At 67.5% G+C, this 24,330-nt stretch carries 18 protein-coding genes and 1 riboswitch; of the genes, 5 read left to right on the forward strand and 13 right to left on the reverse strand.

The features are described from left to right. Positions 1-7: 7 nt before the first annotated feature. Positions 8-3,217: an efflux RND transporter permease subunit gene (locus BN1263_RS02075; RefSeq protein ID WP_058979226.1), complete on the forward strand. Its 3,210-nt coding sequence runs from the start codon at positions 8-10 to the stop codon at positions 3,215-3,217. 133 nt (positions 3,218-3,350) lie between these two features. Here BN1263_RS02075 and BN1263_RS02080 read toward each other — a convergent pair whose 3' ends face one another. The 8 genes from BN1263_RS02080 to BN1263_RS02115 form a co-directional block, all read right to left on the reverse strand. Continuing rightward, positions 3,351-5,123 carry a DUF885 domain-containing protein gene (locus BN1263_RS02080; RefSeq protein WP_058979228.1) on the reverse strand — a complete coding sequence of 591 codons (1,773 nt, stop codon included), beginning with the start codon at positions 5,121-5,123 and terminating at the stop codon, positions 3,351-3,353. A 252-nt stretch (positions 5,124-5,375) separates the two neighbouring features. Further along, positions 5,376-5,723, reverse strand: a complete 348-nt coding sequence (locus tag BN1263_RS02085; protein WP_058979230.1) for a lipid-A-disaccharide synthase N-terminal domain-containing protein — start codon at positions 5,721-5,723, stop codon at positions 5,376-5,378. Continuing rightward, entirely contained in the window at positions 5,723-6,445 is a 723-nt protein-coding gene (locus BN1263_RS02090) for a glycosyltransferase family 2 protein (RefSeq protein WP_049415938.1), read from the reverse strand. Before BN1263_RS02090 ends, BN1263_RS02085 begins: the two co-directional genes overlap by 1 nt. A 90-nt stretch (positions 6,446-6,535) precedes the next feature. Next, complete coding sequence (locus BN1263_RS02095; protein WP_019661750.1) at positions 6,536-7,501, reverse strand: NAD-dependent epimerase/dehydratase family protein; 966 nt, start codon at positions 7,499-7,501, stop codon at positions 6,536-6,538. Positions 7,502-7,586: 85 nt separating this feature from the next. Next, positions 7,587-8,510 carry a ParB/RepB/Spo0J family partition protein gene (locus BN1263_RS02100; RefSeq protein WP_005411652.1) on the reverse strand — a complete coding sequence of 308 codons (924 nt, stop codon included), beginning with the start codon at positions 8,508-8,510 and terminating at the stop codon, positions 7,587-7,589. Continuing rightward, positions 8,510-9,307: a ParA family protein gene (locus tag BN1263_RS02105; RefSeq protein ID WP_019661751.1), complete on the reverse strand. Its 798-nt coding sequence runs from the start codon at positions 9,305-9,307 to the stop codon at positions 8,510-8,512. The genes BN1263_RS02100 and BN1263_RS02105 overlap by 1 nt, the downstream gene beginning before the upstream one ends. A 112-nt stretch (positions 9,308-9,419) precedes the next feature. After that, complete coding sequence (gene rsmG, locus BN1263_RS02110; protein WP_014648885.1) at positions 9,420-10,058, reverse strand: 16S rRNA (guanine(527)-N(7))-methyltransferase RsmG; 639 nt, start codon at positions 10,056-10,058, stop codon at positions 9,420-9,422. A 39-nt stretch (positions 10,059-10,097) separates the two neighbouring features. Next, positions 10,098-10,697 (reverse strand): 4'-phosphopantetheinyl transferase family protein, encoded by a 600-nt coding sequence (locus BN1263_RS02115; RefSeq protein ID WP_058979236.1) that lies wholly within the window; start codon positions 10,695-10,697, stop codon positions 10,098-10,100. Between the two features lie 84 nt (positions 10,698-10,781). On the opposite strand from BN1263_RS02115, the gene BN1263_RS02120 reads away from it, so the two are divergent. Continuing rightward, positions 10,782-11,033 carry a GlsB/YeaQ/YmgE family stress response membrane protein gene (locus BN1263_RS02120; protein WP_005411656.1) on the forward strand — a complete coding sequence of 84 codons (252 nt, stop codon included), beginning with the start codon at positions 10,782-10,784 and terminating at the stop codon, positions 11,031-11,033. A gap of 70 nt (positions 11,034-11,103) precedes the next feature. Here BN1263_RS02120 and xth read toward each other — a convergent pair whose 3' ends face one another. The 4 genes from xth to BN1263_RS02140 all read right to left on the reverse strand — a co-directional run bounded on the left by xth (position 11,104) and on the right by BN1263_RS02140 (position 16,807). Continuing rightward, positions 11,104-11,871 (reverse strand): exodeoxyribonuclease III, encoded by a 768-nt coding sequence (gene xth / locus BN1263_RS02125; protein ID WP_058979238.1) that lies wholly within the window; start codon positions 11,869-11,871, stop codon positions 11,104-11,106. Positions 11,872-11,980: 109 nt separating this feature from the next. Further along, positions 11,981-13,390 carry a coniferyl aldehyde dehydrogenase gene (locus BN1263_RS02130; RefSeq protein WP_058979239.1) on the reverse strand — a complete coding sequence of 470 codons (1,410 nt, stop codon included), beginning with the start codon at positions 13,388-13,390 and terminating at the stop codon, positions 11,981-11,983. Positions 13,391-13,604: 214 nt separating this feature from the next. Continuing rightward, entirely contained in the window at positions 13,605-15,266 is a 1,662-nt protein-coding gene (locus BN1263_RS02135; protein WP_058979241.1) for an MFS transporter, read from the reverse strand. Between the two features lie 113 nt (positions 15,267-15,379). Continuing rightward, positions 15,380-16,807 (reverse strand): DcaP family trimeric outer membrane transporter, encoded by a 1,428-nt coding sequence (locus tag BN1263_RS02140; protein WP_058979243.1) that lies wholly within the window; start codon positions 16,805-16,807, stop codon positions 15,380-15,382. A gap of 245 nt (positions 16,808-17,052) precedes the next feature. Between BN1263_RS02140 and acs the strand changes: the two genes are divergently transcribed. The 3 genes from acs to mntP all read left to right on the forward strand — a co-directional run bounded on the left by acs (position 17,053) and on the right by mntP (position 20,727). Next, a complete protein-coding gene (acs, locus tag BN1263_RS02145) occupies positions 17,053-18,996 on the forward strand; it encodes an acetate--CoA ligase (RefSeq protein WP_058979245.1) in 1,944 nt (647 codons plus the stop codon). Between the two features lie 79 nt (positions 18,997-19,075). After that, entirely contained in the window at positions 19,076-19,741 is a 666-nt protein-coding gene (locus tag BN1263_RS02150; RefSeq protein ID WP_006477308.1) for a response regulator transcription factor, read from the forward strand. Positions 19,742-19,973: 232 nt separating this feature from the next. Beyond that, positions 19,974-20,063: riboswitch (yybP-ykoY riboswitch) on the forward strand. An 88-nt stretch (positions 20,064-20,151) separates the two neighbouring features. Continuing rightward, on the forward strand, positions 20,152-20,727 hold the full coding sequence (mntP, locus tag BN1263_RS02155; RefSeq protein ID WP_058979247.1) for a manganese efflux pump MntP: 576 nt from the start codon (positions 20,152-20,154) through the stop codon (positions 20,725-20,727). Positions 20,728-20,883: 156 nt separating this feature from the next. Here mntP and BN1263_RS02160 read toward each other — a convergent pair whose 3' ends face one another. Beyond that, positions 20,884-24,330, reverse strand: a complete 3,447-nt coding sequence (locus tag BN1263_RS02160; RefSeq protein WP_058979249.1) for a hybrid sensor histidine kinase/response regulator — start codon at positions 24,328-24,330, stop codon at positions 20,884-20,886.

A 24,330-nucleotide genomic window follows, 5' to 3' on the forward strand; every position in this document is an offset into this window, starting at 1 on the left:
GGCGACCATGTTCAAGCTGATCATTGAAACAGCGGTGCGCCACCGCTGGCTGGTGGTGTTCATGGCCGCGCTGATCGCCGCGGTGGGCCTGTTCCAGCTGGGCAAGCTGCCGATCGACGCGGTGCCGGACATCACCAACCGTCAGGTACAGATCAACACGGTGGCACCGGCGCTGACACCGGAGCAGATCGAGCGGCAGGTGACCTATCCGCTGGAAACCGCGCTGGCCGGCATTCCCGGCCTGACCACCACGCGTTCGCTGTCGCGCAATGGTTTCTCGCAGGTCACCGCGATCTTCACCGATGCCACCGACATCTACTTCGCCCGCCAGCAGGTGGCCGAACGCATGCGCGAGGCATCGGAGGACCTGCCCGATGGTGCGTCGCCGATGCTGTCGCCGGTCACCACCGGCCTCGGCGAGGTGCTGATGTGGACGGTGGACTTCACCGCGTTCGATCCGGCCAAACTGGCCAAGCCGGGTGAAGCCGGCTGGCAGGCCGGCGAGGTCTACCGCACGCCGGAAGGCAATCTGCTGCGCACGCCGGAAGAACGTGCCACCTACCTGCGTACCGTGCAGGACTGGATCATCGCGCCGCAGATGCGTTCCAGCCCGGGGCTGGCCGGCGTCGATACGGTCGGTGGCTACGTCAAGGAATACGGCGTGCATCCGGACAGCGTACGGCTGGCCGCGCACGGCCTCGGCCTGGCCGATCTGGTCGCCGCCCTGCAGCGTTCCAACGTGCAGGCCGGTGCCGGTTTCGTGCAGCGTGCCGGCGAAGGACTGGTGGTGCGTGCCGATGGCCTGGCGCTGACCACCGAAGATCTGGCACAGGCGCCGGTGGCGACCCGCAATGGCGTGGTGGTGCGCGTGGCCGATGTGGCCGAAGTCGAACTGAGCCGCGCGCCGCGCCTGGGTGCGGCCAGCCGCAACGGCCATGAAGCCGTGCTGGGTACCGCGCTGATGATTGCCGGCGGCAACAGCCGCACCGTGGCGCAGGCAGCTGCGGCGCGCCTGGAACAGGTGAACAAATCGCTGCCGGCCGACATTGTGGCCGCGCCGGTGCTGGACCGCAGCGTGCTGGTCAATTCCACCATCAAGACCGTGGCCAGGAACCTCACCGAGGGCGCGCTGCTGGTGGTGGTGGTGCTGTTCCTGCTGCTGGGCAACCTGCGTGCAGCGACGATCACCGCGCTGGTGATTCCGCTGTCGTTCCTGTTCGCAGTGATCGGCATGAACCGCTTCGGCATCAGCGGCAACCTGATGAGCCTGGGTGCGCTGGACTTCGGCATCCTGGTGGACGGTGCGGTGATCGTGGTCGAGTCGACGCTGCTGATGCTGGGCCAGCGCCGCGCCGAACTGGGCCGTGCGTTGACCGCGATGGAGCGGCTGCGCGTGGCCGCCGATTCTGCGCTGAAGATGGCGCGCCCTGCGGCCTTCGGCCAGCTGATCATCCTGCTGGTGTTCGCGCCGATCCTCACGCTGGAGGGTGTGGAGGGCAAGACCTTCCACCCGATGGCGGCGACCTTCATGCTGGCCCTGGTCGGTGCCTTCCTGTTCTCCTTCACCTTCGTGCCGGCGATGGCCGCGCTGCTGGTGTGCGAGCCGAAGGTAAAGGACGGCGATACGCATGCCGAAGATGGCGAGCACGAGACGAAGCTGATCCGCGTGCTGCGTGCACGCATCGAACCGGTGGTGCGCAAGGCCGTGGCGCATCCGCGCACGGTGCTGGCCGGTGCGGTGATGATGGTGGTGGTGGGCATCGGCGCGTTCTCGCTGCTGGGCCGCGAGTTCATGCCGACGCTGGACGAAGGCAACGTGGCGATGCAGGCCCTGCGCGTGCCGTCGACCTCGCTGGAGCAGTCGCTGGCGATGCAGCTCGCGCTGGAGAAAGCGATCGCCAAGCAGCCGGAAGTGGAAACCGTCTTCTCGCGTACCGGTACCGCCGAGGCGGCCATCGACCCGATGCCGACCAACATCTCCGACAGCGTGATCGTGCTGAAGCCGCGCAAGGACTGGCCCGATCCGAAGCTGGACAAGGAAGCACTGGTGGCACGCTTCGAGAAACTGGCCGGGCAGCAGCTGGGCAACAGCTTCGAGTTCAGCCAGCCGATCGAACTGCGCTTCAACGAGCTGATCTCCGGCGTGCGTACCGACCTGGCGGTGATGATCTTCGGCGATGACTTCAGCCAGCTGCAGAAGGTGGCCGACCAGGTGGCGCTGAAGCTGCGTGCGGTGAACGGCGCGGCCGACGTGCGGGTGGAACAGATCTCCGGCCTGCCTACGCTCAACGTGGCGATCGACCACGTGGCGGCGGCTCAGTACGGCCTGACCGCTGCGGACGTGAGTGATGCACTGTCCACCGGCATTGGTGGCACGGCGGCGGGCAAGATCTTCGAAGGCGACCGCCGCTTCAACGTGGTAGTGCGCCTGGACGACGCGTCACGCAACGATCCGGACCAATTGGCCTCGCTGCCGATCGCCACGCCGTCGGGGTTGGTGATTCCGTTGTCGTCGGTGGCGCGCATTACGGTGAGCGAAGGGCCGAACCAGATCAGCCGCAACAACGGCAGCCGCCGCGTGGTGGTGCAGGCCAATGTGCGCGGTCGCGACCTGGGCGGTTTCGTCGGCGAGGCACAGGCCGCGGTGGCCGACGTGGCACTGCCGCCGGGCGCCTACCTGACCTGGGGTGGCCAGTTCGAGAACCTGCAGCGCGCGGAGAAGCGGCTGGCGACGGTGGTACCGGTGGTGTTCCTGCTGATCGGCAGTCTGCTGTTCATGGCGCTGCGCAGCGGCAAGGAAGGCATTCTGGTGTTCAGCTGCGTGCCGTTGGCGCTGGTCGGCGGCATCCTCGCACTGCTGCTGCGTGGCATGCCGTTCTCGGTGTCGGCAGCGGTGGGTTTCATCGCGGTATCCGGCGTGGCCACGTTGAACGGCCTGGTGCTGATGCAGGCGATCCGCGAGCGCCTGGACGCCGGTGACTTGCCGCTGCAGGCGGCGATCAACGGTGCCTCCAGCCGCATCCGCGCAGTGCTGACCACGGCGCTGGTGGCGATCGTCGGTTTCATTCCGATGGCGATTGCCAGCGGTTCGGGTGCGGAGGTGCAGAAGCCGCTGGCGACGGTGGTGATCGGTGGCCTGATCACCGCCACCGTGCTGACCCTGCTGGTGCTGCCGACGTTTGCCGCGCGCGTGGCCAAGCCGCGGGCGGTGGGGTGAAAGACCACGGGGTCGGTTCCTGTGATCCGACCCCGTTTTCCGATCCGGGGTAGTGCCGGCCGCTGGCCGGCAATGCCGAACGAGTGCGGTCCATGCAGGTTGCCGGCCAGCGGCCGGCACTACCCTGGTGCGGTCAGGCCTTCTTGCGTTCGGCGATGTAGGCCTGGATCTGCTGTTCCAGCACCGGCAGCGGCACCGAGCCCTGCTTGAGCAGGGTGTCGTGGAAGCCCTTGATGTCGAACTTGTCGCCAAGCTCCTTCTCCGCCTGCGCACGCAGGCGCACGATGGCGATCTCGCCCAGCTTGTAGCTCAGCGCCTGGCCTGGCCAGGAAATGTAGCGGTCCACTTCGGTGGTCACTTCATGCTCGCTCAGCGCGGTGTGGTCACGCAGGTAGGCCAGCGCCTGCTCGCGGGTCCAGCCCTTGCTGTGCACGCCGGTGTCGATCACCAGGCGCGCGGCGCGCCACATCTCGTAGGTCAGGCGGCCGAAATCCTCGTACGGGGTTTCGTAGATGCCCATCTCCACGCCCAGCTTCTCGCAATACAGCGCCCAGCCTTCGCCATAGGCGGAGATGTAGGCGTTGCGGCGGAACTCGGGCAGGTTCTTCTGTTCGGCGGCGATGGCACCCTGCAGCGCGTGGCCCGGATCGGACTCGTGCAGGGTCAGCGCCGGCAGGTTGTACAGCGGGCGCGACGGCAGGTTGTAGGTGTTGAGCCAATAGGTGCCCATGCCACCGCGGCCGGCGGTCCAGAACGGCGCGATGTCCGGCGGCACCGGCACGATGGTGAAGCGCGCGCGCGGCAACGTCATGTATTTACCCAGCTGGCCATCGGCGCGCTTGGAGATCCACGCGGCGCGTGACAGCAGTTCTTCCGGTGTCTTGGCATAGAACTGCGGATCGGTGCGCAGGAAGGCCAGGAACTCGGCGAAGCTGCCCTTGAACTTCACCTGCTTGATGATGTCGTTCATCTCGCTCTGGATGCGAGCGACTTCCTCCAGGCCGATGCGGTGGATCTCCTCCGGTGACAGGTCCAGCGTGGTGTATTCGTGGATCTGCTGCCGGTAGTACGCCTTGCCGTCGGGCATCGCTTCGGCGGCCAGGGTGGTGCGCGCCTGCGGCACGTACTCGTTGACGAAGAAGGTGCGCAGCTGCTGGAACGCCGGCACCACCTTGCCGCTGATCGCTTCACGCGCCTGCGCCTGCAGCCTGGCCTGTTCTGCGGCCGGCATGGTGTTGGGCAGCTTCTTGAACGGCGCGTACAGCGGCGACTCGGTCGGGTCCTTCAACTCGGCGACGGTGGCGATGGACACCTCGCGGCCATCGAGCACCGCGCGCGGCACGCTGAAGCCACGCTTCAGCCCAGCGCGCATGTTCTCTGTCTGCTGCCCGAAATAGCGCGGCACATCGTTCAGCCGTGCGATGTAGTTCTGGTAGTCCTGCATGGTCTTCATCTCGCGCCGGGCCATGAAGGACAGGTTGGACCAGAACGAGGAGTCGGCGTTGAACGGCATCTCGTAGCCGCGCAGGCGCACCTCTTCGGCGAGGTTGAACACCTGGTCGCGGTAGATCGCGTAGTTGACCTGGTTGTCGGGCGACAGGGTCTTCGGGTCGATCTTCTTCAGCGCGGCCAGGGTCTCGTCCCACACCTTCAGGCGCGCCTGCTGCGCGGCCAGGCCGACGTCGGGCATGCGGGTGGCATTGGCCGGGGCGTCCTCGTCCTCGCTGGCCTCGCCGCCGCCATCCTGGCGCCACTTCCATTCCTTCTCGTACAGCGCGCGGAAGGCGGCGTCGGCGGGCGATTCGGTGGCCACGCTGGCCGGCGCGGCGGTGGCGGGCGGCGCGGCCAGGGCCACGGTGGGGGCGGACAGGGCGATCAGCAGGGCAACGGCAAGACGGGTTTTCACGAGCACAGGTTCCCGGAAAGGCAGACCCCGATGATGGCACCGCCCACCGCCCACGGCATGGGACGAAGGTCCTGCCTGCGCAGCAGGCAGGACCGGGAACCGCCCGCAGGCCGGGGCCCCAGCGCCGCAGGCGCGTGGTAGAGCCGACTGTCAGTCGGCTGCTCTTCGGCCAGACGTGGCAAAGCCCGCGCTCCGCGCGAAAGTCGACTGACAGTCGACTCTACCCACGGCAGACCGCATCCCGGCGCAGCTTCAGTGGCTGGCCTTGTCGCGCTTCCAGCCGCGGTGCTTGATGTCCAGGTGCAGGCTGTACAGCGCGGTGAACGCCGGGAACAGGTTCTGCAGCACACCCACCGAGTCCTGCTTGGCCGAGAACAGGAAGTAGCTCAGCGTCATCAGGCTGCCGATCACGCTCATGTACCAGAACAGGCGCGGGATGACGGGCTTGCCGGCGCGCTTGGAGGCGATGAACTGGACCAGCCAGCGGCCGCCGAACATCAGTGCGCCGGTGTAACCGATCAGCTTCCAGCCGGTTACATGCAGGCCGGTCCAGTACAGCCAGGTCAGCGGCTGGTCGAGCCAATGCAGCTCCAGATCCATCAGCGCTCCTCCACGGCGGTGCGCTTGCTTCGGGTGATCAGCCAGGCCACGCCACGCAGGTCGCGGATGCCGACCAGCGCGCGGCCGAGGTTGTTGTACTTGGACACCCCGGCGGTACGGTGGCGGTGGTTGACCGGCACGCTGGTGGTCTTCCAGCCGGCACGCTGCATCAGCGCCGGCAGGTAGCGGTGCATGTGGTCGAAGTACGGCAGGTCGAGGAACGCGCTGCGTTCGAACAGCTTGATGCCGCAACCGGTATCGGGCGTGTCGTCGCGCAGCATGCGCGCACGGATGGCGTTGGCCCACTTGCTGGCCCAGCGCTTGCTGCCGCTGTCCTGGCGGTTGACGCGCCAGCCGGCGAACAGCTTCACCTGCGCATCGGCTGCGTCGCGTGCGGCGAGCAGCTTGGGAATATCGGCCGGATCATTCTGGCCGTCGCCATCCAGGGTGGCGATCCACGGCGCTCGCGCATGCTTGACGCCGGTCCGCACGGCGGTGCTCTGCCCGCTCTGGTTCACGTGGTGCAGCACCCGCAGTTCCGGCGTGGTCGCCTTCAGTCCCTGCAGCACGGCCAGGGTGTCATCGCGCGAGTGATCGTCGATGTAGACGATCTCGAACGGCAGCCGGCCACGCAGCGCAGCGGTGATTTCGGCGACCAGCGGGGCGACATTGTCGCGCTCGTTGAATACCGGGACGACAACGGAAAGCTCGGGTTGGCTCATAAGGCACTCGGCCAAAGGGGGGACAAAGACCGCGCATTCTCCGAAACCGAGGTTATCCGAAGATGAACCCGGCGGCGTGAGGATCCGTCCTCAGGCGCGATCGCCAAAATACTCGCGGCACCACAGCACCACAGGCGGCAGGCCTTGTTCGATCGGGGTCACCGCATCGAAGCCGAAAGCGTCATGTGCGCGCCGGGTATCGGCCATCGTGCGCACCATGTCGCCCGGCTGCATGGGCTTGTAGACCTTCTGCGCAGGGCGGCCGGCCGCCTGCTCGATCACGCTGATGAAGCGCTCCAGCTCGACCGGCGTATGGTTGCCGAGGTTGAACACCCGGTGCGGCACCGGGCCGTCGGCCGGATGCGCGAGGGCGCCGAGGATACCGGACACGATGTCGGAGACATGTGTGAAATCGCGCTGCATGCGGCCTTCGTTGAACACGTCAATCGGCCGACCGGCCAGCACCGCGCGCGAGAACAGCAGCGGTGCCATGTCCGGCCGGCCCCACGGGCCATACACGGTGAAGAATCGCAGCCCGGTGGCATGCAGGCCGTACAGCTGTGCGTAGGTGTAGGCCATCAGCTCGTTGGCCGCCTTGGTCGCCGCGTACAGCGAGCGCGGCTGGTCCACGCGCTGGTCCTCGGAGAACGGCGGCGTGGCCGAGTCGCCATACACCGAACTGCTGGAGGCATACACCAGGTGCTGCACGCCACGGTGGCGGCACAGCTCGAGCATGTTGACGAAGCCGACCAGGTTGCTGTCGACGTAGGCCTGCGGGTTTTCCAGCGAATAGCGCACGCCGGCCTGTGCAGCCAGATGGATCACGGCGGTCGGCTTCACTTCGTCGAACAGCGCGGCCAGGCCTTCGTTATCGGTCAGGTCCAGCGTGCGCAGGTCCAGCGCCGGGCACAGCGCGGCCACGCGGTCACGCTTGATCTGCGGGTCGTAGTAATCGTTGAAGTTGTCCAGGCCGACCACGGCCTGGCCGGCCTCCAGCAGCGCGCGGGCGGTGTAGGCACCGATGAAGCCGGCAGCGCCGGTAAGCAGGATGGTCATCGCGGGTCTCGATCAAAGCACCCCGCTGCCATCGGCGTGGCCGACGTCGCGGGGATGCGTCGGCCGGCGTGATGTGGCGCCGGGTTCAGCCCTGGCGCGTACGCAGCTTTTCCAGCACGCCGTCCAGGGTGTCCAGATCGGTGTAGTGGATGATCAGCTTGCCCTTGCCGCCACGGCCGTGGTTGATCGCCACCTTGGCACCCAGCGCTTCGGACAGTTCGGTTTCCAGCGAGGCGATGTCGGCCTGCTGCACCTTCGGCGTCGCCACCGGGCGGTTGCTCGGCACCTTGCCGGCGGCGAAGGCCTGCGCACGGCGCTCGACCTCGCGCACCGACCAGCCTTCATCGGCCGCTTCCTGCGCCAGCTTGCCAGCCAGCTCGGGAGCCAAGGTCAGCAGCGCGCGGGCGTGGCCCATTTCCAGGCGGCGGGTTTCCAGCAGCAGCCGGATCGCGACCGGCAGCTCCAGCAGGCGCAGCAGGTTGGACACCGCCGCGCGCGAGCGGCCGACGGCCTCGGCGGCCTCGGCATGGGTCAGGGTGAACTCGCTGATCAGGCGCTGCAGCGCCTCGGCTTCTTCCAGCGGGTTGAGGTCTTCACGCTGGATGTTCTCGATCAGCGCCATCGCGATGACGGTGCGGTCTTCCAGCTCGCGCACCACCACCGGCACTTCGTCCAGGCCGGCCAGCTGCGATGCGCGCCAGCGGCGTTCACCGGCGACGATTTCGTAGTTGCCCGCCGGCAGCTGGCGCACCAGGATCGGCTGGATCACGCCCTGCGACTTGATCGAGTCGGCCAGCTCGGACAGCTTGCCCTCGTCCATCTCGCGGCGCGGCTGGTACTTGCCCGGCTGCAGCTGGCCGACCGGCAACTTGCGCAGCACTTCACCCGGCAGCGGCTCGATCACCGCGGTGGTGGCCTGCACCTGGCTGACCGCGCCCTTCGGGCCCAGCAGCGCGTCCAGGCCACGGCCGAGGCCTCGCTTCTTGGCTGCCGGCTTGCTGCTGGTCATCAGACGGTCTCCACGGCCTTGCCGGCCTTGTTGCGTTCGTTGTTGCGGCGGATGATCTCGCCGGCCAGGCCCAGGTAGGCCACGCCACCGCGCGAGGCGCGGTCGTAGCCGACGATGCTCTGGCCATGGCTGGGTGCCTCGGCCAGGCGCACGTTGCGCGGCACGATGGTGCGGAACACGCGGTCGCCGAAGTGCTCGGTGAGCTCGGCCGACACTGCGTTGGCCAGGTTGTTGCGCACGTCGAACATGGTGCGCAGCACGCCTTCGATCTCCAGCGCGGGGTTCAGGCTGGTGCGCAGCGCTTCGATGGTTTCCACCAGCGCGCTCAGGCCTTCCAGTGCGTAGTACTCGCACTGCATCGGCACGATCACCGAATCGGCGGCGGCCAGCGCGTTGAGCGTCAGCAGCGACAGCGCCGGCGGGCAATCGATCAGGATGTAGTCGTACTCGTCGCGGATCGGCGCCAGCGCGCGCTTCAGCCGCTGCTCGCGCTCGCTCTGGCCCATCAGCTGGATCTCGGCGGCGGTCAGGTCGATGTTGCCCGGCAGCAGGTCGTAGCCTTCGGCGGTCTGCACGCGCACATCGGCGGCGCTGTTCTCGCCCAGCAGCAGATCGCAGGTGGAGGCCGCCAGCTCACGCTTGTCCACGCCGCTGCCCATGGTCGCGTTGCCCTGCGAGTCCAGGTCGACCAACAGCACGCGCTTGGGTGCGTTGGCCAGGGAAGCGGCCAGGTTGACGGCGGTCGTGGTCTTGCCGACGCCACCCTTCTGGTTGGCGATGGCGATGATGCGGGCCATGCGGGTGTGCCTCGTCGACGTGTGCTGGGACCGGTCATTATGCGTACAACCGGCCCCTTGCGGAAATCGTGGATCGCCAACCCGTTGTTCCACAAGGGGCTGGCGGCGGGAATCAGGGGCCTGTAACAGTGACCAGGTGGCGTTCGCCGGCCAGGCCGGGCACGCTCAACGGGGTCACCTCACGCACCTGCCAGCCCGCCGGCAGGTCCGCGATCTCCTCATGCGGGTAGACGCCCTTCATGGCCAGCAGTACGCCGCCGGGGCGCAGCAGGTGGCCACCGACGCGGACGATGCCGGCCAGGGTGTCCATCGCGCGCGCGGTCAGCTGGTCGTAGCGGCCGGCCTCGTCCAGCGCCTCGGCGCGCGACTCGGCCACGCGGGCGTTGCCCAGGCCGAGCTGGCGCACGGCTTCGCGCATGAAGCGCGCCTTCTTGCCGTTGCTCTCGACCAGGGTGACCTGCAGGCCCGGGCAGGCGATCGCCAGCGGGATGCCGGGCAGCCCGGGGCCGGTGCCAAGGTCGGCCAGGCTGCCGTCGGCCACGAACGGCTGCATCGCCAGCGAGTCGAGCAGGTGGCGGGTGACCATCTCCTGCGGGTCGCGGATGGCGGTGAGGTTGTAAGTGCCGTTCCAGCGGTGCAGCAGGGCCAGGTAGCGCAGCAACGGCGGCGCCAGCGCGGCGTCCAGGCCCATGCTGGCCAGGCCCTGTTCCAGCGTGGCAGACACGCTGGCGGGAAGTGGGTGTTCGCTCATGCCGGCATTATCGCCGGTTTTGCGCGCCGATTCCCCGCTTCAGTGTGGATACCAGGCCAATGCGGCGCGGAACTGGCCGCTGGCCTGCCACTCGTGCAGGTGCCAGCGCGCGGCCTCGCCCAGTTCCGGGTCACACCAGCGCAGGTGCAGGGCGCCATCGGGCCCGGGCGCCAGCTGCAGGCGGTGCAGGCCGAACGAGATGCCCTGCCCATGCGCCTTGAGGATAGCCTCCTTGACGCACCACACGCGGAAGAACCAGTGCTCGCGCCCGGCCTCATCCAGGCGTTCCAGCCAGGCCACCTCCTGCGGGTGGAAGAAGCGCCGCACGATTTCCAGCAGGCGCGGTCGCGGCCGCAGCAGCTCCAGGTCCACGCCCAGCCGGACGCCTTCGCCCAGCGCCACCAGCAGCACCTCACCGCTGTGGCTCCAGCCGGTGCCGTAGTGGGCCAACGGGCCGCTCAGTTCCGGCCGGCCCTTGTCATCGCGGACCAGTGGCAGCGTCTCCGGATCGGCCCCGAGGGCCTGCGCCAGCACCTGGCGTGCCTGCGGTTCGCCGCGGTGGCCGGGCACGTGCGGGCGCCGCCAGACCGTCACCGGACCGAAGCGCCACGGGCCGTCGAGGGTGGCTGGCAGGCTCATGCGCACGCGCCCGTCACACGATTGCACGACGGGTTCACGGCCCTGCGCGTCAACTGGTCACTGTTCCCCACCGGAGGTTCGATCATGGGCATCATCATCTGGCTGATCGTCGGCGGCATCGTAGGCTGGCTGGCCAGCATCATCATGAAGCGCGATGCCCAGCAGGGCATCATCCTCAACATCGTGGTAGGCATCGTCGGCGCGCTGATTTCCGGCTGGCTGTTCGGCGGCGGCATCAACGAGGCGATCACCATTCGCACCTTCCTGTTCTCGCTGATCGGTGCGGTGATCCTGCTGGCGATCGTCAACCTGTTCACCCGCAAGAGCATACGCTGACGCGGCGGTAGCGCCGGCCGCTGGCCGGCGGCCCTCCAGAACGGGCCCGGCGATGCCGGGCCCCGTTCGTTCAACCGATCTGCACCCACGCCGGCGCATGGTCGCTCGGGCGTTCCCAGGTGCGCGGCTCGCGGTCGATGCCCGAAGCCACTGCACCGCCCTTCAGCGCATCGGAGACCAGGGTCAGGTCGATGCGCAGGCCCAGGTTGCGGCGGAAGCCGGCGGCACGGTAGTCCCACCAGCTGAAGGTGCCCGCCTCGTCATTGTGCAGGCGGAAGCCATCGTGCAGGCCCAGCTGCAGCAGCTTGTTCAATGCGCCGCGCTCGGCGGTGGAGGTGAGGATGTGGTTGTCGTTCCACACCTCCGGGTCGTGCACGTCGCGCGCGTCCGGGGCGATGTTGAAGTCGCCCATCACGATCAGCTTCGGGTGGCGCTGCAGCTCTTCGGCGATCCAGGCATGCACCGCTTCCAGCCAGCGCAGCTTGTAGTCGTACTTGTCGGTACCGATGTCCTGGCCGTTGACCACGTACAGGTTGATCACCCGCAGGTCGCCGAAGGTGCCGGCGATGACGCGCTTCTGCTCGTCCTCGAAGCCGGGAATGCCGATCTGCACGTCCTGCGCCGGCTCACGCGACAGCAGCGCCACACCGTTGTAGGTCTTCTGGCCGGCGAACACGCTGCGGTAACCCGCGGCGATCAGCGCCGAATCGGGGAACTTGTGGTCCTCCAGCTTGGTTTCCTGGATACCGACGATGTCCGGGCCGAAGTCCTTGAGCCACTGCTCCAGGTGCGGCAGGCGGACATTGAGCGAATTGACGTTCCACGAGGCGATCTTCATGGGGGCATTCTACCCGGGTGGGCCGCCCATGCCCCGGTAGTGCCGGCCGCTGGCCGGCAACCCGATGAACCGTCGGCGAGACCCTGCAGTTGCCGGCCAGCGGCCAGCACTACCCAAACAGCAGCTTCAACAACCCCGCAATCTTCGAATACGGCGGCCGCAGCCGGTCGCTGGCCGCCCAGCGCGACTGCCACAGCACCGGCAGCCGCTTGCTCATCGCATCGAACCCGGCGCGGCCGTGGTACGCGCCCATGCCGCTGGCCCCTACCCCGCCAAACGGCAGGCCATCGGCGGCGAAGTGCAGCAGCGTGTCATTCACCGTCACCCCGCCCGCCACCACCTGGCCGAGGATGCGCTCCACCGTCGCGCGGTCGTGGCTGAAGGGATACAGCGCCAGCGGCCGGTCACGGGACAGCACGTCGGCCAGCGCCGCCTCCAGATCCGGATAGGCCCGCACCGGCAGGATCGGCCCGAAGATCTCCTCGCGCATCAGGTCCAGGTCGTCCGGCGGGTCCAGCACCACGGTCGGCACCAGCAGGCGCTCGCGGTCGGCGCGCGCGTCATCCACCTGCGCCAGCGCAATCACCGGCACGCCGCGTTGCCGCGCCTGTGCCAGATAGCCCTGCAGGCGCCGGTACTGGCCCTCGTTGATGATGCGGGTGTAGTCGTCGGCATCGCTGAAGCCGCCATAGCGCTCGCGCACCTGCTGCTGCAGCGCCTGTACGAACTCGCGCTGGCGCACGGTGTCGATCAGCACGTAATCCGGCGCAATGCAGGTCTGCCCGGCGTTGAACCATTTCCCGGTGGCGAGCCGCGCGGCGGCTTTGTCCAGCGGGAAATCGCGGCAGACAATCGCCGGCGACTTGCCGCCTAGTTCCAAGGTGACCGGCACCAGATGCTCGGCGGCGGCGGCCATCACCTTGCGGCCAACAGCCGTCGAGCCGGTGAACAACAGATGGTCCAGCGGCAGCGAGGACACCGCGGAGGCCACGTCTGCCCCGCCCTGCACCACCGTCACGCGATCGGGCGGGAACACGCTGGCCAGCAGATCGGCCAGGAACGCGCTGGTGCGGGGCGTGTGTTCGGAGGGCTTGAGCAACACGTGGTTGCCGGCGGCGATGGCGGTAGCCAGCGGCACCAGCGCCAACGTAACCGGGTAGTTCCAGGGCGAGATCACCCCGACCACGCCCAGCGGCGTCGGCCGCAACTGCGCGCGCGCCGGCCACAGTTTCCATCCCGCCGATGCCCGCTGCGGTTTCGACCAGCGCCGCAGGTGGCGGCGCAGGTGGTCGATGGCCGACAGCACGCTCATGCCATCGGCCAGCTTCGATTCAACGTGGGCGCGGTGGCCGAAGTCCTCGGCGATGGCCTGGGCCATTTCGTCCAGCCGCGCCTTCAGCGCCTCGCGCAGGCGGCGCAGGTCGGCTTCGCGCTGGTCGAGCGTGGGCCGCTGGGCCTGCCAGGCGCTGCGCAGGGTGTGCAGGATGGCGGGGAGCTCGGCCGGGGTGATGGTGGTCATGGGCCGACTATACGGGGTGCCGCGCAACGCCATGGTAGTGCCGGCCGCTGGCCGGCAATGGGTTCATGTCTGCGGAGATTCATGGGGTTGCCGGCCAGCGGCCGGCACTACCGGAATGCGAGCCGAAATGACACGGCGCAGAAAACAGAAAGGCCGCGGTCTGCACCGCGGCCCCTGAAACGCGGTGGGTGCCGACCGTTGGTCGGCACGCCGGTTACTTGGTGATATCCACGTTCTTGGTTTCGCGCAGGAACAGGCCGCCGATCACCACCGACATCAGTGCGATCGCAATCGGGTACCACAGGCCGTAGTACAGGTTGCCGGTACCGGCCACCAGCGCGAACGAGATCGCCGGCAGGAAGCCACCGAACCAGCCGTTGCCGATGTGATACGGCAGCGACATCGAGGTGTAGCGGATACGGGTCGGGAACAGTTCCACCAGGTAGGCGGCGATCGGGCCATAGACCATGGTCACGTACAGCACCAGCAGCCACAGCATGAAGATGGTGCCGGCGATGTTGATGCGGGCGCCATCGGCCTTGGCCGGGTAGCCGGCGGTGGTCAGGGCGGTCTTCAGTTCCGCACCGAACGCATCGGCCTTGGCCTTGCCTTCTTCCTTGGTCAGGCCGGCGGCCTCATACGAGGTGACGCTGGCGCTGCCCACATTCACCATCGCCAGCGAGCCGGCGACGGCGGGCTGCACGTCGTACGGCACACCGGCCTTGGTCAGCGCAGCGGTGGCCACGTCGCAGGAGCTGGTGAACTTGCGCAGGCCCACCGGATCGAACTGGAACGAGCAGGTGGCCGGGTCGGCGACGACCAGTGCCGGGGAGCTGCTGCGCGCTTCTTCGATGGCCGGGTTGGCGAAGTGGGTCAGGCCCTTGAAGATCGGGATGTAGGTGATGGCCGCCAGCAGGCAGCCGGCCAGGATGATCTTCTTGCGGCCGATGCGGTCGGACAGCCAGCCGAAGAAGATGAAGAACGGCGTGCCCAGTGCCAGCGCTGCGGCGATCAGCAGGTAAGAGGTGGTGGCATCGACCTTCAGCATGCTGCTGAGGAAGAACAGCGCGTAGAACTGTCCGCCGTACCAGACCACGGCCTGGCCAGCCGCTGCACCGAGCAGGACCAGCAACATCAGCTTCAGGTTGCCGCCCTTCAGGCTGTCGCGGAACGGGGTCTTGGAGCCCTTGCCTTCAGCCTTCATCTGCTGGAACAGCGGCGATTCGCTCAGCTGCAGGCGGATCCATACCGAAATGCCCAGCAGCAGGATCGACACCAGGAACGGGATGCGCCAGCCCCAGGCCTCGAAGGCCTCGTTGCCCAGCGTCATGCGGCAGGCCAGGATGATCAGCAGCGACAGGAACAGGCCCAGCGTGGCGGTGCACTGGATGAAGCTGGTGTACAGGCCGCGCTTGTCGTCCGGCGCGTGCTCGGCCACGTAGGTGGCGGCACCGCCGTACTCGCCGCCCATCGCCAGGCCCTGGGCCAGGCGCAGGATGATCAGGATCACCGGTGCGGCGAAACCGATCGAGGCGTAGTTGGGCAGCACGCCGACCAGGAAGGTCGAGATGCCCATGATCAGGATGGTGACCAGGAAGGTGTACTTGCGGCCGATGCGGTCGCCGAGGCTGCCGAAGAAGGCCGCGCCGAACGGACGCACGAAGAAGCCGGCGGCAAACGCCAGCAGGGCGAAGATCATGCCCGTGGTTTCATTGACGCCACTGAAGAACTGCTTGGCGATGATGGCCGCGAGCGAGCCGTACAGGAAGAAGTCATACCACTCGAAGACCGTGCCGAGGCTCGAGGCGAAGATGACTTTCTTGTGGCCCTTGGTCAGGGTGCCCGCTTTGTGTGCGGTGCTGGGTGTACTGGACATGGGACGCTTTCCCTCTGTAGGTGCCGACCGCCGGTCGGCACTCAATCTCGATAGGTGCCGGTCACTGGACCGGCCCCGCTTTGGGTAGGTGCCGGCCGCTGGCCGGCACGCTCTTAGAAGCTGTACTTCGTGGTGAACTGCAACCGGGTGATGTCACCCTTGTTGCCGTTCTCCACTTCGCGGCGGCCGTACATCAGCTCCGCACCGATATCGACCTTGGGCAGCGGCGAATAGAAGATGTTGCCACGGACGCTCTGCACGCTCTTGGTCACCAGCGGGCCGAGGATGCTGTCGTTGTCGTAGTCGCTGCGCGCGTAGATCAGGTTGGTGCGCAGCTTCGGCGAGAACGCATGCCGCCAGCCCACGTAGCCGGCCAGCACGCCGGTCGGGTTGAGCTCATCGCGGGCCACGTCGTAGGCGCTGTCGGCGGTGATGCCCAGGCCGATGTAGCGGGCGATGCCTTCGCCGCCGGTCAGCTGGTAGTGCAGCGAATCGCTGTCACCCATCACCCACTTGCCGCCCAGGGTCAGGCCGCCGGCCACCTTGTCGGCCTTCGCGCCGGTGGCCTGGTTGTCGACCTTCAGCTGACGGACGATGCCGCCGACGCCGAAGGTGCCCCAGTCGCCCTTCCAGCCATAGCGCAGGGTCAGGTCGGGCAGGCTGCCACGGTCGGAGTTGGCGCTGGCGTTGGTCCAGGCACCGGTGACCGGGTTGCGGGTGCCGGTGAGGGTGGTGGTTTCCGGGTTCTCCAGTGCGACACTGAAGCCGCCCTGGGTGTAGCGCACCTGCGCCTGGCGCACGAAGATCACGCCGTCGGTGGGGCCGACGAAGTCGACCGCTTCGGGCAGTGCGGCCGCGTCCATGAAGTTGGACCAGGTCTGGCCGGCCAGCCAGTTGTTCCAGTACATGTAAGCGTGGCGCAGGGTCACGCCGTAGGTGTTGGTGGCGGTCTGGTTGCCCAGCGAGTTGCCGAAGAAGTCCATCTCGAAGAACGCACCGGCCTTGTTGCCCGATTCGCTGACGTTGTCGATGCCCAGGTTGAAGCGCGAGAACTTGGCATGGGCGTTGAAATCGGTGCCCGAGCGCTTGCCGCTGCCGCCAGCGCCTTCGACCGGGGTCTGGCCCGGCAGGTACAGCGAACGGCCGGTGGCGTCGTCGGCCAGCTGGCCATCGCTGGTCTGGGTGGCCAGGAAGTCGGCCTTGATGAAGCCGCCGATCTTGACCGTGGTGCCCGGCGCGGCGCCCGGGGTGAGGGTGGTGACCTGGATCGGCTGCTTGCCGGCCGGCACCTGTGCGACCGGCTTCTGCTCGGCCTGCACCGTGCGCACTTCGGTCACGGCCTGCTGGGTCTGGCTGATCTGGGTCTGTTGTTGTTGCTGCGAAGACAGCAGCAGCTGGACCTGGCGTTCCAGTTCGGCAACGCGTGCTTCCAGTGCCTTCTCTTTGGCGGTCTCTGCGAACGCCATGCCCGGTGCGACCAGGGCGACCAGCAGGCAGGCCGCCAAAGGTGTGCGCACGGCTTTCAACGTACGGTGGCTCATGTTGCCCTCTCTCCCAAGTGGCAAGGTGATGCCGCGCGTGGGGCACGGTCGAGCCGAGACTGCGGGGCGATTATGTATAGCGGCTATTCGCCATTGGTCGAACCCGGGCCTGCAAGGCGCTCACTTTCGACCATGGTCTAACCAGGGTGGTGACGCGGCCGGGGGTGGATGGGGCAAACTGAGGGGGATCGGTCGTTGCGATGCTGCGACCGCACATACAAAGTCAACGTGCAAGTGAGGGTGCCATGGCTGATATCTACCCCGTCGATCCGCAGTTCGCCGCCAAGGCACGCATCGACAAGAAGACCTATGAACAGCAGTACCAGGCGTCGGTGGCCGATCCGGATGGATTCTGGGGCAAGGCCGCCGAGCGCCTGCAATGGATGCGCAAGCCGACGAAGATCAAGAACGTCAGCTATGACCTGTCCGACTTCCGCATCAAGTGGTTCGAGGATGGCGAGCTCAATGCCAGCGTGAACTGCCTGGATCGCCAGCTCGAGACGCGCGGCGACAAGACCGCCCTGCTGTTCGAGCCGGACGGCCCGGATGCACCGGCCCAGCATGTGACCTATCGCGAGCTGTACGAGCGCACCTGCCGCCTCGGCAACGCGCTGCGCAACCTCGGCGTCAAGAAGGGCGACCGGGTCACCATCTACCTGCCGATGATCGTCGACGCCGCGGTGGCCATGCTGGCCTGCGCGCGCATCGGTGCGATCCACTCGGTGGTGTTCGGTGGCTTCGCACCGAACTCGATCGCCGACCGCGTCAGCGACTGCCAGAGCAAACTGATCATCACCGCCGACGAGGGCCTGCGTGGTGGTCGAAAGATTCCGCTGAAGGCCAACGTCGATGCCGCGCTGAAGCTACCGGGCACGAACACGGTTGAAACCGTGCTGGTGGTGCGCCACACCGGCGGCGCGGTGGACATGCAGGCCCCGCGCGACCGCTGGTTCCACGATGTGGTGGACAGCCAGCCGTCCACCTGCGAACCGGAACGCATGAACGCGGAAGACCCGTTGTTCATCCTCTACACTTCCGGTTCCACCGGCAAGCCGAAGGGTGTGCTGCACACCACCGGCGGCTACCTGCTGTATGCGGCCTACACCCATGAAGCGGTGTTCGACCTGCGCGAGGACGACATCTACTGGTGCACCGCCGACGTCGGCTGGGTCACCGGCCACAGCTACATCGTGTACGGACCGCTGGCCAACGGTGCGACCTCGCTGATGTTCGAAGGCGTGCCGAACTATCCGGACACCTCGCGCTTCTGGAACGTGATCGACAAGCACAAGGTGAGCATTTTCTACACCGCCCCGACCGCGATCCGTGCGCTGATGCGCGAAGGCGAGGAGCCGGTGAAGAAGACCTCGCGCGCGTCGCTGCGCCTGCTCGGCAGCGTCGGCGAGCCGATCAATCCGGAAGCCTGGCGCTGGTACTACGAAGTGGTCGGCGACAGCCGCTGCCCGATCGTCGATACCTGGTGGCAGACCGAAACCGGCGGCATCCTGATCTCGCCGCTGGCCGGCGCGATGGACCTCAAGCCGGGATCGGCCACCCTGCCCTTCTTCGGCGTGCAGCCGGCGCTGGTCAATGCCGATGGCGAGATCCAGGACGGCCCGACCGAGGGCAACCTGATCATCCGTGATTCCTGGCCGGGCCAGATGCGCACGGTGTACGGCGACCACCAGCGTTTCATCGATACGTATTTCCGCACCTACCCGGGCAGCTACTTCACCGGCGACGGTTGCCGCCGCGACGAGGACGGCTACTACTGGATCACCGGCCGCGTCGACGATGTGATCAACGTGTCCGGCCACCGCATCGGCACCGCCGAAGTGGAAAGCGCGCTGGTTTCGCACCCGAAGGTGGCCGAGGCGGCCGTGGTCGGCTTCCCGCACGACGTGAAGGGCCAGGGCATCTACGCCTACGTCACCCTGGTGGCCGAAGAGGCACCGAGCGATGAGCTGCAGAAGGAACTGGTTGCCTGGGTGCGCAAGGAGATCGGCCCGATCGCCACGCCGGACCACCTGCAGTGGGCGCCGGGCCTGCCGAAGACCCGCTCGGGCAAGATCATGCGCCGCATCCTGCGCAAGATCGCCGAGAACGCGCCGGACCAGCTCGGCGACACCTCGACCCTGGCTGATCCGTCGGTGGTGGCGTCACTGGTGGACGAGCGCAAGGTGCGCTGATGTACGACCGGGGTCGGATCCCTTTCCGCAAGGAAAGGGCTCTGACCCCATCTGCTTTCCCCCACGGTTCCCCCCGACCATGACCACCCTCCTGATTGCCGATGACCACCCGCTGTTCCGCGAAGCCCTGCGCGGCGCCGTGCAGCGGGTCATCCCCGGCGTGCAGCTGTTCGAGGCCGACAGCGTGGAAGCGCTGTATGCGCTGGCCGACCAGCACAACGACGCCGACCTGGTCCTGATGGACCTCAACATGCCTGGCGCACAGGGTTTCAACGCGCTGGTGCACATGCGCTCGCTGCACCCGCACCTGCCGGTGGTGGTGGTGTCCGCACGCGAAGAAGCCACGGTGATGCGCCGCGCGCTCGACCACGGCGCGCTGGGTTTCATTCCGAAGTCTGCGGATTCGGACACCATCGGCCATGCACTGGGCACCATCCTCGATGGCGAGACCTGGGCGCCGCCGGAAGCGCACAACGTGCCGCCCACCGGCAGCGAAGAACGCGAAGTCGGCCAGCGCCTGCGCGAGCTGACCCCGCAGCAGTTCCGCGTGCTGCAGATGCTGGGCGCCGGGCGCTTGAACAAGCAGATCGCCTACGACCTCAACGTCTCCGAAGCGACGATCAAGGCCCATGTCACCGCCATCCTGCGCAAGCTGGGCGTGACCAACCGCACCCAGGCCGTGCTGATGGCCGGCAAGCTGGCGATCGACGACGACGCCATCGTGCTGCCGCCGGAAGAAGATTGAGGTAGTGCCGGCCGCTGGCCGGCAATCGCCTTCAGCTCCTGAAATCACCCGAAACCGCTTCGGTAGGTGCCAAGCTTGCTTGGCACGCTCTCGCCGCTGCGCATGCCGGCCAGCGGCCGGCACTACCCGGCACCGCTGCGCTCGCGATATAGCCATCGCTATACAAACCAGCCCTGCCTGCGCGTTTCGCTGGAAATGCGCCACGCGCGAATCGCGATGCTAAGCTTCGCGTCCCCTTGGGGAGTAGCCGGATTCCTTCGCAGGAATCGTCCACGTCAACATACTCGGCCAGTGCGCCGTGGCGTGGACAACCATGATGGTTGGCGAGACCAGCGGCCCGCGCGCGCAACGTCAGGTTGGGCGCGAGCGCGAGCCGTGCGTCCGTCCTTGCCCGACCTCAGTCGCTGTCCATGTCCCCCATTTCGATCCTCCTGATCGGCTTTGCCATGTCCACCGATGCCTTTGCCGCCGCGATCGGCAAGGGTGCGGCCATGCGCAAGCCGGTGTTCCGCGATGCACTGCGTGCCGGCATCATCTTCGGCGCCATCGAGGCGATCACGCCCATCATCGGCTGGCTGCTCGGTCGTGCCGCCCTGCAGTACGTAGAGGCCTTTGACCATTGGATTGCCTTTGGCCTGCTTGGCGCGCTGGGCATCCACATGATCTACAACGGCCTGCGCCCGCATAGTGCCGACGAAGACGAAGACCCCTCCCAGCACCATGGCTTCTGGAAGCTGGCGTTGACCGGGTTCGCCACCAGCATCGACGCGATGGCGGTGGGTATCGGCTTGGCCTTCATGGACGTCCATATCGGCGTGATGGCCGCGGTCATCGGCCTGTGCACGCTCACCATGGTCACCGTCGGCATCATGCTCGGCCGTGTGCTGGGCAGCATGGTCGGCAAGCGTGCCGAGATCATCGGTGGCGTGATCCTGGTGATCATCGGCGCGACGATCCTGTACGAGCACCTGCACGGCGTGGGGTAACGCTTCCGCGATTACGTGGTTGCCGGCCAGCGGCCGGCACTACCTGACGTCACATCCACGCATGGCGTGGATCTACTGCCAGGCTGATGAAGCTCTGGTCGATGCCAGGCTTGCCTGGCATGGTTTCACGTCGTGGTTGCCGGCCAGCGGCCGGCACTACTGCGCGTCGCGCAGCGCGCCCAGGAAGGCGCGCAGCGAGGCCGGCTTGATCGGCTTGGTCAGCACGCGGTAGCCGCGCTCGCGTGCCATCCGCTTCAACTCGTCGCGGCCATCGGCGGTCAGCAGCGCACCCGGCAGCGGGTAGCCGGCCGCCTCGCGCAGCGCCACCAGCGCATCCAGGCCATCCATGCGATCGTGCAGGTGGTAGTCCACCAGCATCACCTGCGGACGCTCGGCAATCTTCTCCAGCGCCTGGTCGACGGTGGCGGCGGTGATCACCTGCACCTGCCAGCGGCCGAGCAGTGCGCGCATGCCGTCGAGGATTTCCTCGTCGTTGTCCACGCACAGCACCCGCAGGCCCGCCAGCGAATCGCTGCGCACCGGTGTGGCCACGGCCTGGGTCGCCTTGGCAGGCTCGGTGTAGCCGGGCAAGGGCGCAACCCGCGGCAGGATGATCGAGAACATCGAGCCACTGCCAACGCGGCTGCGTGCATTGAGACGATGGTCGAGCAGGCGCGAGATGCGCTGGCAGATCGACAGGCCCAGGCCCAACCCCTGCTCGCCCCAGTCGAACGGCTGCTGGTAGCGGTGGAACTCGTCGAAGATCTGCCGCATGTGGTGTTCGGGAATGCCCGGGCCGGTGTCCCACACCTGCAGTTCCACCTCGTCGCCGCGCTGGCGCACGGCCAGCACGATGCGCCCCTGGCGCGTGTAGCGCAGCGCATTGGCCAGGAAGTTCTGCAGTACGCGGCGCAGCAGGCGGCGATCGCTGCGTACCCAGGCCGCGCGTGCGAACAGGTCCAGGCGCAGGCCACGACCGGCGGCGACCGGGGTGTACTGCGCGGCCAGCTCGCGCATCAGCGCGCTCACGTCGAACTCGCCGATCACCGGGTGCAGGCCACCGGCATCCAGCCGCGACACGTCCAGCAGGCCATCAAGCAGTTCTTCGGCTGCGCGCAGCGACGCGTCCACGCGTTCGGCCAGATGCTTTTGTTCGTCGCTCACGTGATCGCTGTCGCGCAGCGCGGAAGCGAACAGGCGCGCAGCATTCAACGGCTGCAGCACGTCATGGCTGATCGCCGCCAGGAAGCGGGTCTTCGACTGCTGCGCGACCTCGGCCTCATGCGAGCGCTCGGCGACGCGCTGTTCCAGCGTCTCGTTGGCTTCCAGCAGTGCTTTTTCCGCGTGCTTGTAATCGGTGATGTCGTTGTAGCTGGTCACGTAGCCGCCGCCGGGCAGCGCCTGGCCGCGCATCTCGATCACCTTGCCGTCGCTGCGGGTGCGCTCGAACACGTGCGGCGAACCGGCGCGCATGTAGCCGATGCGGCGGTTGATCTGCACTTCGATATCGCCCTCGCCCAGCTCGCCGCGCTCGGCGTTGTAGCGGATCAGGTCGGCCACCGGGCGACCCACGTAGAGCATGCCGTCGGGGTAACCGAACATGTCCTGGTAGCGGCGGTTCCACGCGGTCAGGCGCATGTCCGGATCGACCACGCTGACTCCGGCGCTGATGTTCTCCAGCGTGGTCGACAGGATCTCGCGGTTGAAGCGCAGTTCCTGCCCGGCTTCGTCCAGCACCGCCACCACTTCGCCAAGGTCCATGCCCGAGCCACGCAGCAGGCTGGTGAGCAGCAGGCGCGCCGAGGCCGCACCAATCGAGGCGGCCAGCAGGCGTTCGGTGAACTGCACCCACGGCCGGTCGGCCGGCGCCGAGGATTGCAGCTCGCGGCCCAGCGACTGTGCCTGCTCGAAGAACGAGCGCCGCGCATGGCGCTCGCCGACCACGCGCGAGGCAAGTGCCAGCAGGTCGCCCACGTGCACATGACCGGGCCAGCCACCGGCCACCGACGGGCGCTCGGCATACGGGTCGAGGAACGGCGCGGCGCGCAGCCGCTCGTCCACACCGGGGCGCCAGCGCGCGGACACCAGCATCATCGTCGCCGCGTTGACCAGCAGCGACCAGAACGTGCCGTGGGTCAGCGGATCCCAGCCGGTCATGCCGAACAGCTGCTGCGGACGCAGCCATTCGATGCCGAACGGACCGTGCTGCACCCAGCCGGCATCAACCCAGCCGGCCATGGTCATCGCCGGCAGCAGCAGCGTGTACAGCCAGGTGGCGAAACCGAGCAGCATGCCCATCTCGACGCCACGCCGGCTGGCACCACGCCAGTACAGGCCGCCGATCAGGCCCGGTGCGAACTGCGCCACCGCGGCGAACGCCATCAGGCCGTACGAGGCCAGCGTGCTGTCGTTGCTGCTGGTGCGGTAGTAGCTGTAGGCCATCAGCGCCAGCAGCAGGATCGCCAGGCGGCGGATCCACAGCACGCGCGAGGCAACGTCGGCCGCCTCCTGGTGGTCGCCGCTGCGACGCAGCAGCACCGGCATCACCAGGTCATTGCTGACCATGGTGGCCAGCGCGATGGACGAGACGATGACCATCCCGGTGGCGGCCGAGAAGCCGCCCACATAGGCGATCAGTGCCAGCGCGTTGCGGCCTTCAGCCAGCGGCAGGGCCAGCACCATCGAGTCGTCGGCGACGCTGCCGCCGGTGCCGAACAGGGTCACGCCGGCGGTGGCGATCGGCAGCACCATGCCCGAGATCAGCACCAGGTAGCCGCCGAACATCCAGCGCGCGCGGCGCACGTCGCGCACATCGCCACACTCGACCACGGCCACGTGGAACTGGCGCGGCAGGCAGATGATGGCGAGGAAACTGAGCAGGGTCTGCGAGATGAAGCCCACCGGCGGCAGGCCGGTGAACAGCGTATGCACCGACTCGACCACCGCGTCGGTGCGATTGCTCAGCCAGAGGTAGGCGAACACGCCCACGGCCAGCATCGCCAGCAGCTTGATCACCGATTCGAAGGCGATCGCCAGCATCATGCCGTGATGGTGCTCGGTGGCATCGACCTGGCGGGTACCGAACAGGGTGGCGAACAACGCCATCAGCAGCGCCACGTACAGCGCCGGGTCGGTGAAGAAGCCGGTAGGGCCGGTGTTGCCGGTCAGCACCTGCAGGCTCATCGCCACCGCTTTGTACTGCAGCGCCAGGTACGGAATGATGCCGATCAGCGCGATGATCGCCACCAGCGCGGCCAGCCGCCGCGAGCGGCCGAAGCGCGAGGAGATGAAATCGGCGATGGAGACCACGTTCTGGCTGCGCGCGATCAGCGCCAGGCGCTCGATGATGCGCCAGCCGAACAGCAGCAGCAGCAGCGGGCCGATGTAGATCGGCAGGTAGCCCACGCCGTTGCGCACGGCGGTGCCGACCGCGCCGTAGAAGGTCCACGACGAGCAGTACACCGCCAACGCCAGGCTGTAGACCACCGGCCGCAGCCACGGCCGGTCGGGATACATCGGCCGACGGTCGCCCCACCACGCCACGCCGAACAGCAGCGCAGCATAGGCAACCGAGACCAGCAGCAGGATCCAGCTGGAGACCAC

The organism is Stenotrophomonas thermophila (assembly GCF_001499715.1).
GTDB classification, from domain to species: domain Bacteria; phylum Pseudomonadota; class Gammaproteobacteria; order Xanthomonadales; family Xanthomonadaceae; genus Stenotrophomonas; species Stenotrophomonas hibiscicola.

Bases quoted from the DNA above. Each gene is read 5' to 3' on its own strand.
- BN1263_RS02075 (WP_058979226.1), top strand. From the start codon at position 8: ATGTTCAAGCTGATCATTGAAACAGCGGTGCGCCACCGCTGGCTGGTG.
- BN1263_RS02085 (WP_058979230.1), bottom strand. From the start codon at position 5,723: ATGGATCTGGAGCTGCATTGGCTCGACCAGCCGCTGACCTGGCTGTAC.
- BN1263_RS02090 (WP_049415938.1), bottom strand. From the start codon at position 6,445: ATGAGCCAACCCGAGCTTTCCGTTGTCGTCCCGGTATTCAACGAGCGC.
- BN1263_RS02095 (WP_019661750.1), bottom strand. From the start codon at position 7,501: ATGACCATCCTGCTTACCGGCGCTGCCGGCTTCATCGGTGCCTACACC.
- BN1263_RS02100 (WP_005411652.1), bottom strand. From the start codon at position 8,510: ATGACCAGCAGCAAGCCGGCAGCCAAGAAGCGAGGCCTCGGCCGTGGC.
- BN1263_RS02105 (WP_019661751.1), bottom strand. From the start codon at position 9,307: ATGGCCCGCATCATCGCCATCGCCAACCAGAAGGGTGGCGTCGGCAAG.
- rsmG (WP_014648885.1), bottom strand. From the start codon at position 10,058: ATGAGCGAACACCCACTTCCCGCCAGCGTGTCTGCCACGCTGGAACAG.
- BN1263_RS02115 (WP_058979236.1), bottom strand. From the start codon at position 10,697: ATGAGCCTGCCAGCCACCCTCGACGGCCCGTGGCGCTTCGGTCCGGTG.
- BN1263_RS02120 (WP_005411656.1), top strand. From the start codon at position 10,782: ATGGGCATCATCATCTGGCTGATCGTCGGCGGCATCGTAGGCTGGCTG.
- xth (WP_058979238.1), bottom strand. From the start codon at position 11,871: ATGAAGATCGCCTCGTGGAACGTCAATTCGCTCAATGTCCGCCTGCCG.
- BN1263_RS02130 (WP_058979239.1), bottom strand. From the start codon at position 13,390: ATGACCACCATCACCCCGGCCGAGCTCCCCGCCATCCTGCACACCCTG.
- BN1263_RS02135 (WP_058979241.1), bottom strand. From the start codon at position 15,266: ATGTCCAGTACACCCAGCACCGCACACAAAGCGGGCACCCTGACCAAG.
- BN1263_RS02140 (WP_058979243.1), bottom strand. From the start codon at position 16,807: ATGAGCCACCGTACGTTGAAAGCCGTGCGCACACCTTTGGCGGCCTGC.
- acs (WP_058979245.1), top strand. From the start codon at position 17,053: ATGGCTGATATCTACCCCGTCGATCCGCAGTTCGCCGCCAAGGCACGC.
- BN1263_RS02150 (WP_006477308.1), top strand. From the start codon at position 19,076: ATGACCACCCTCCTGATTGCCGATGACCACCCGCTGTTCCGCGAAGCC.
- mntP (WP_058979247.1), top strand. From the start codon at position 20,152: ATGTCCCCCATTTCGATCCTCCTGATCGGCTTTGCCATGTCCACCGAT.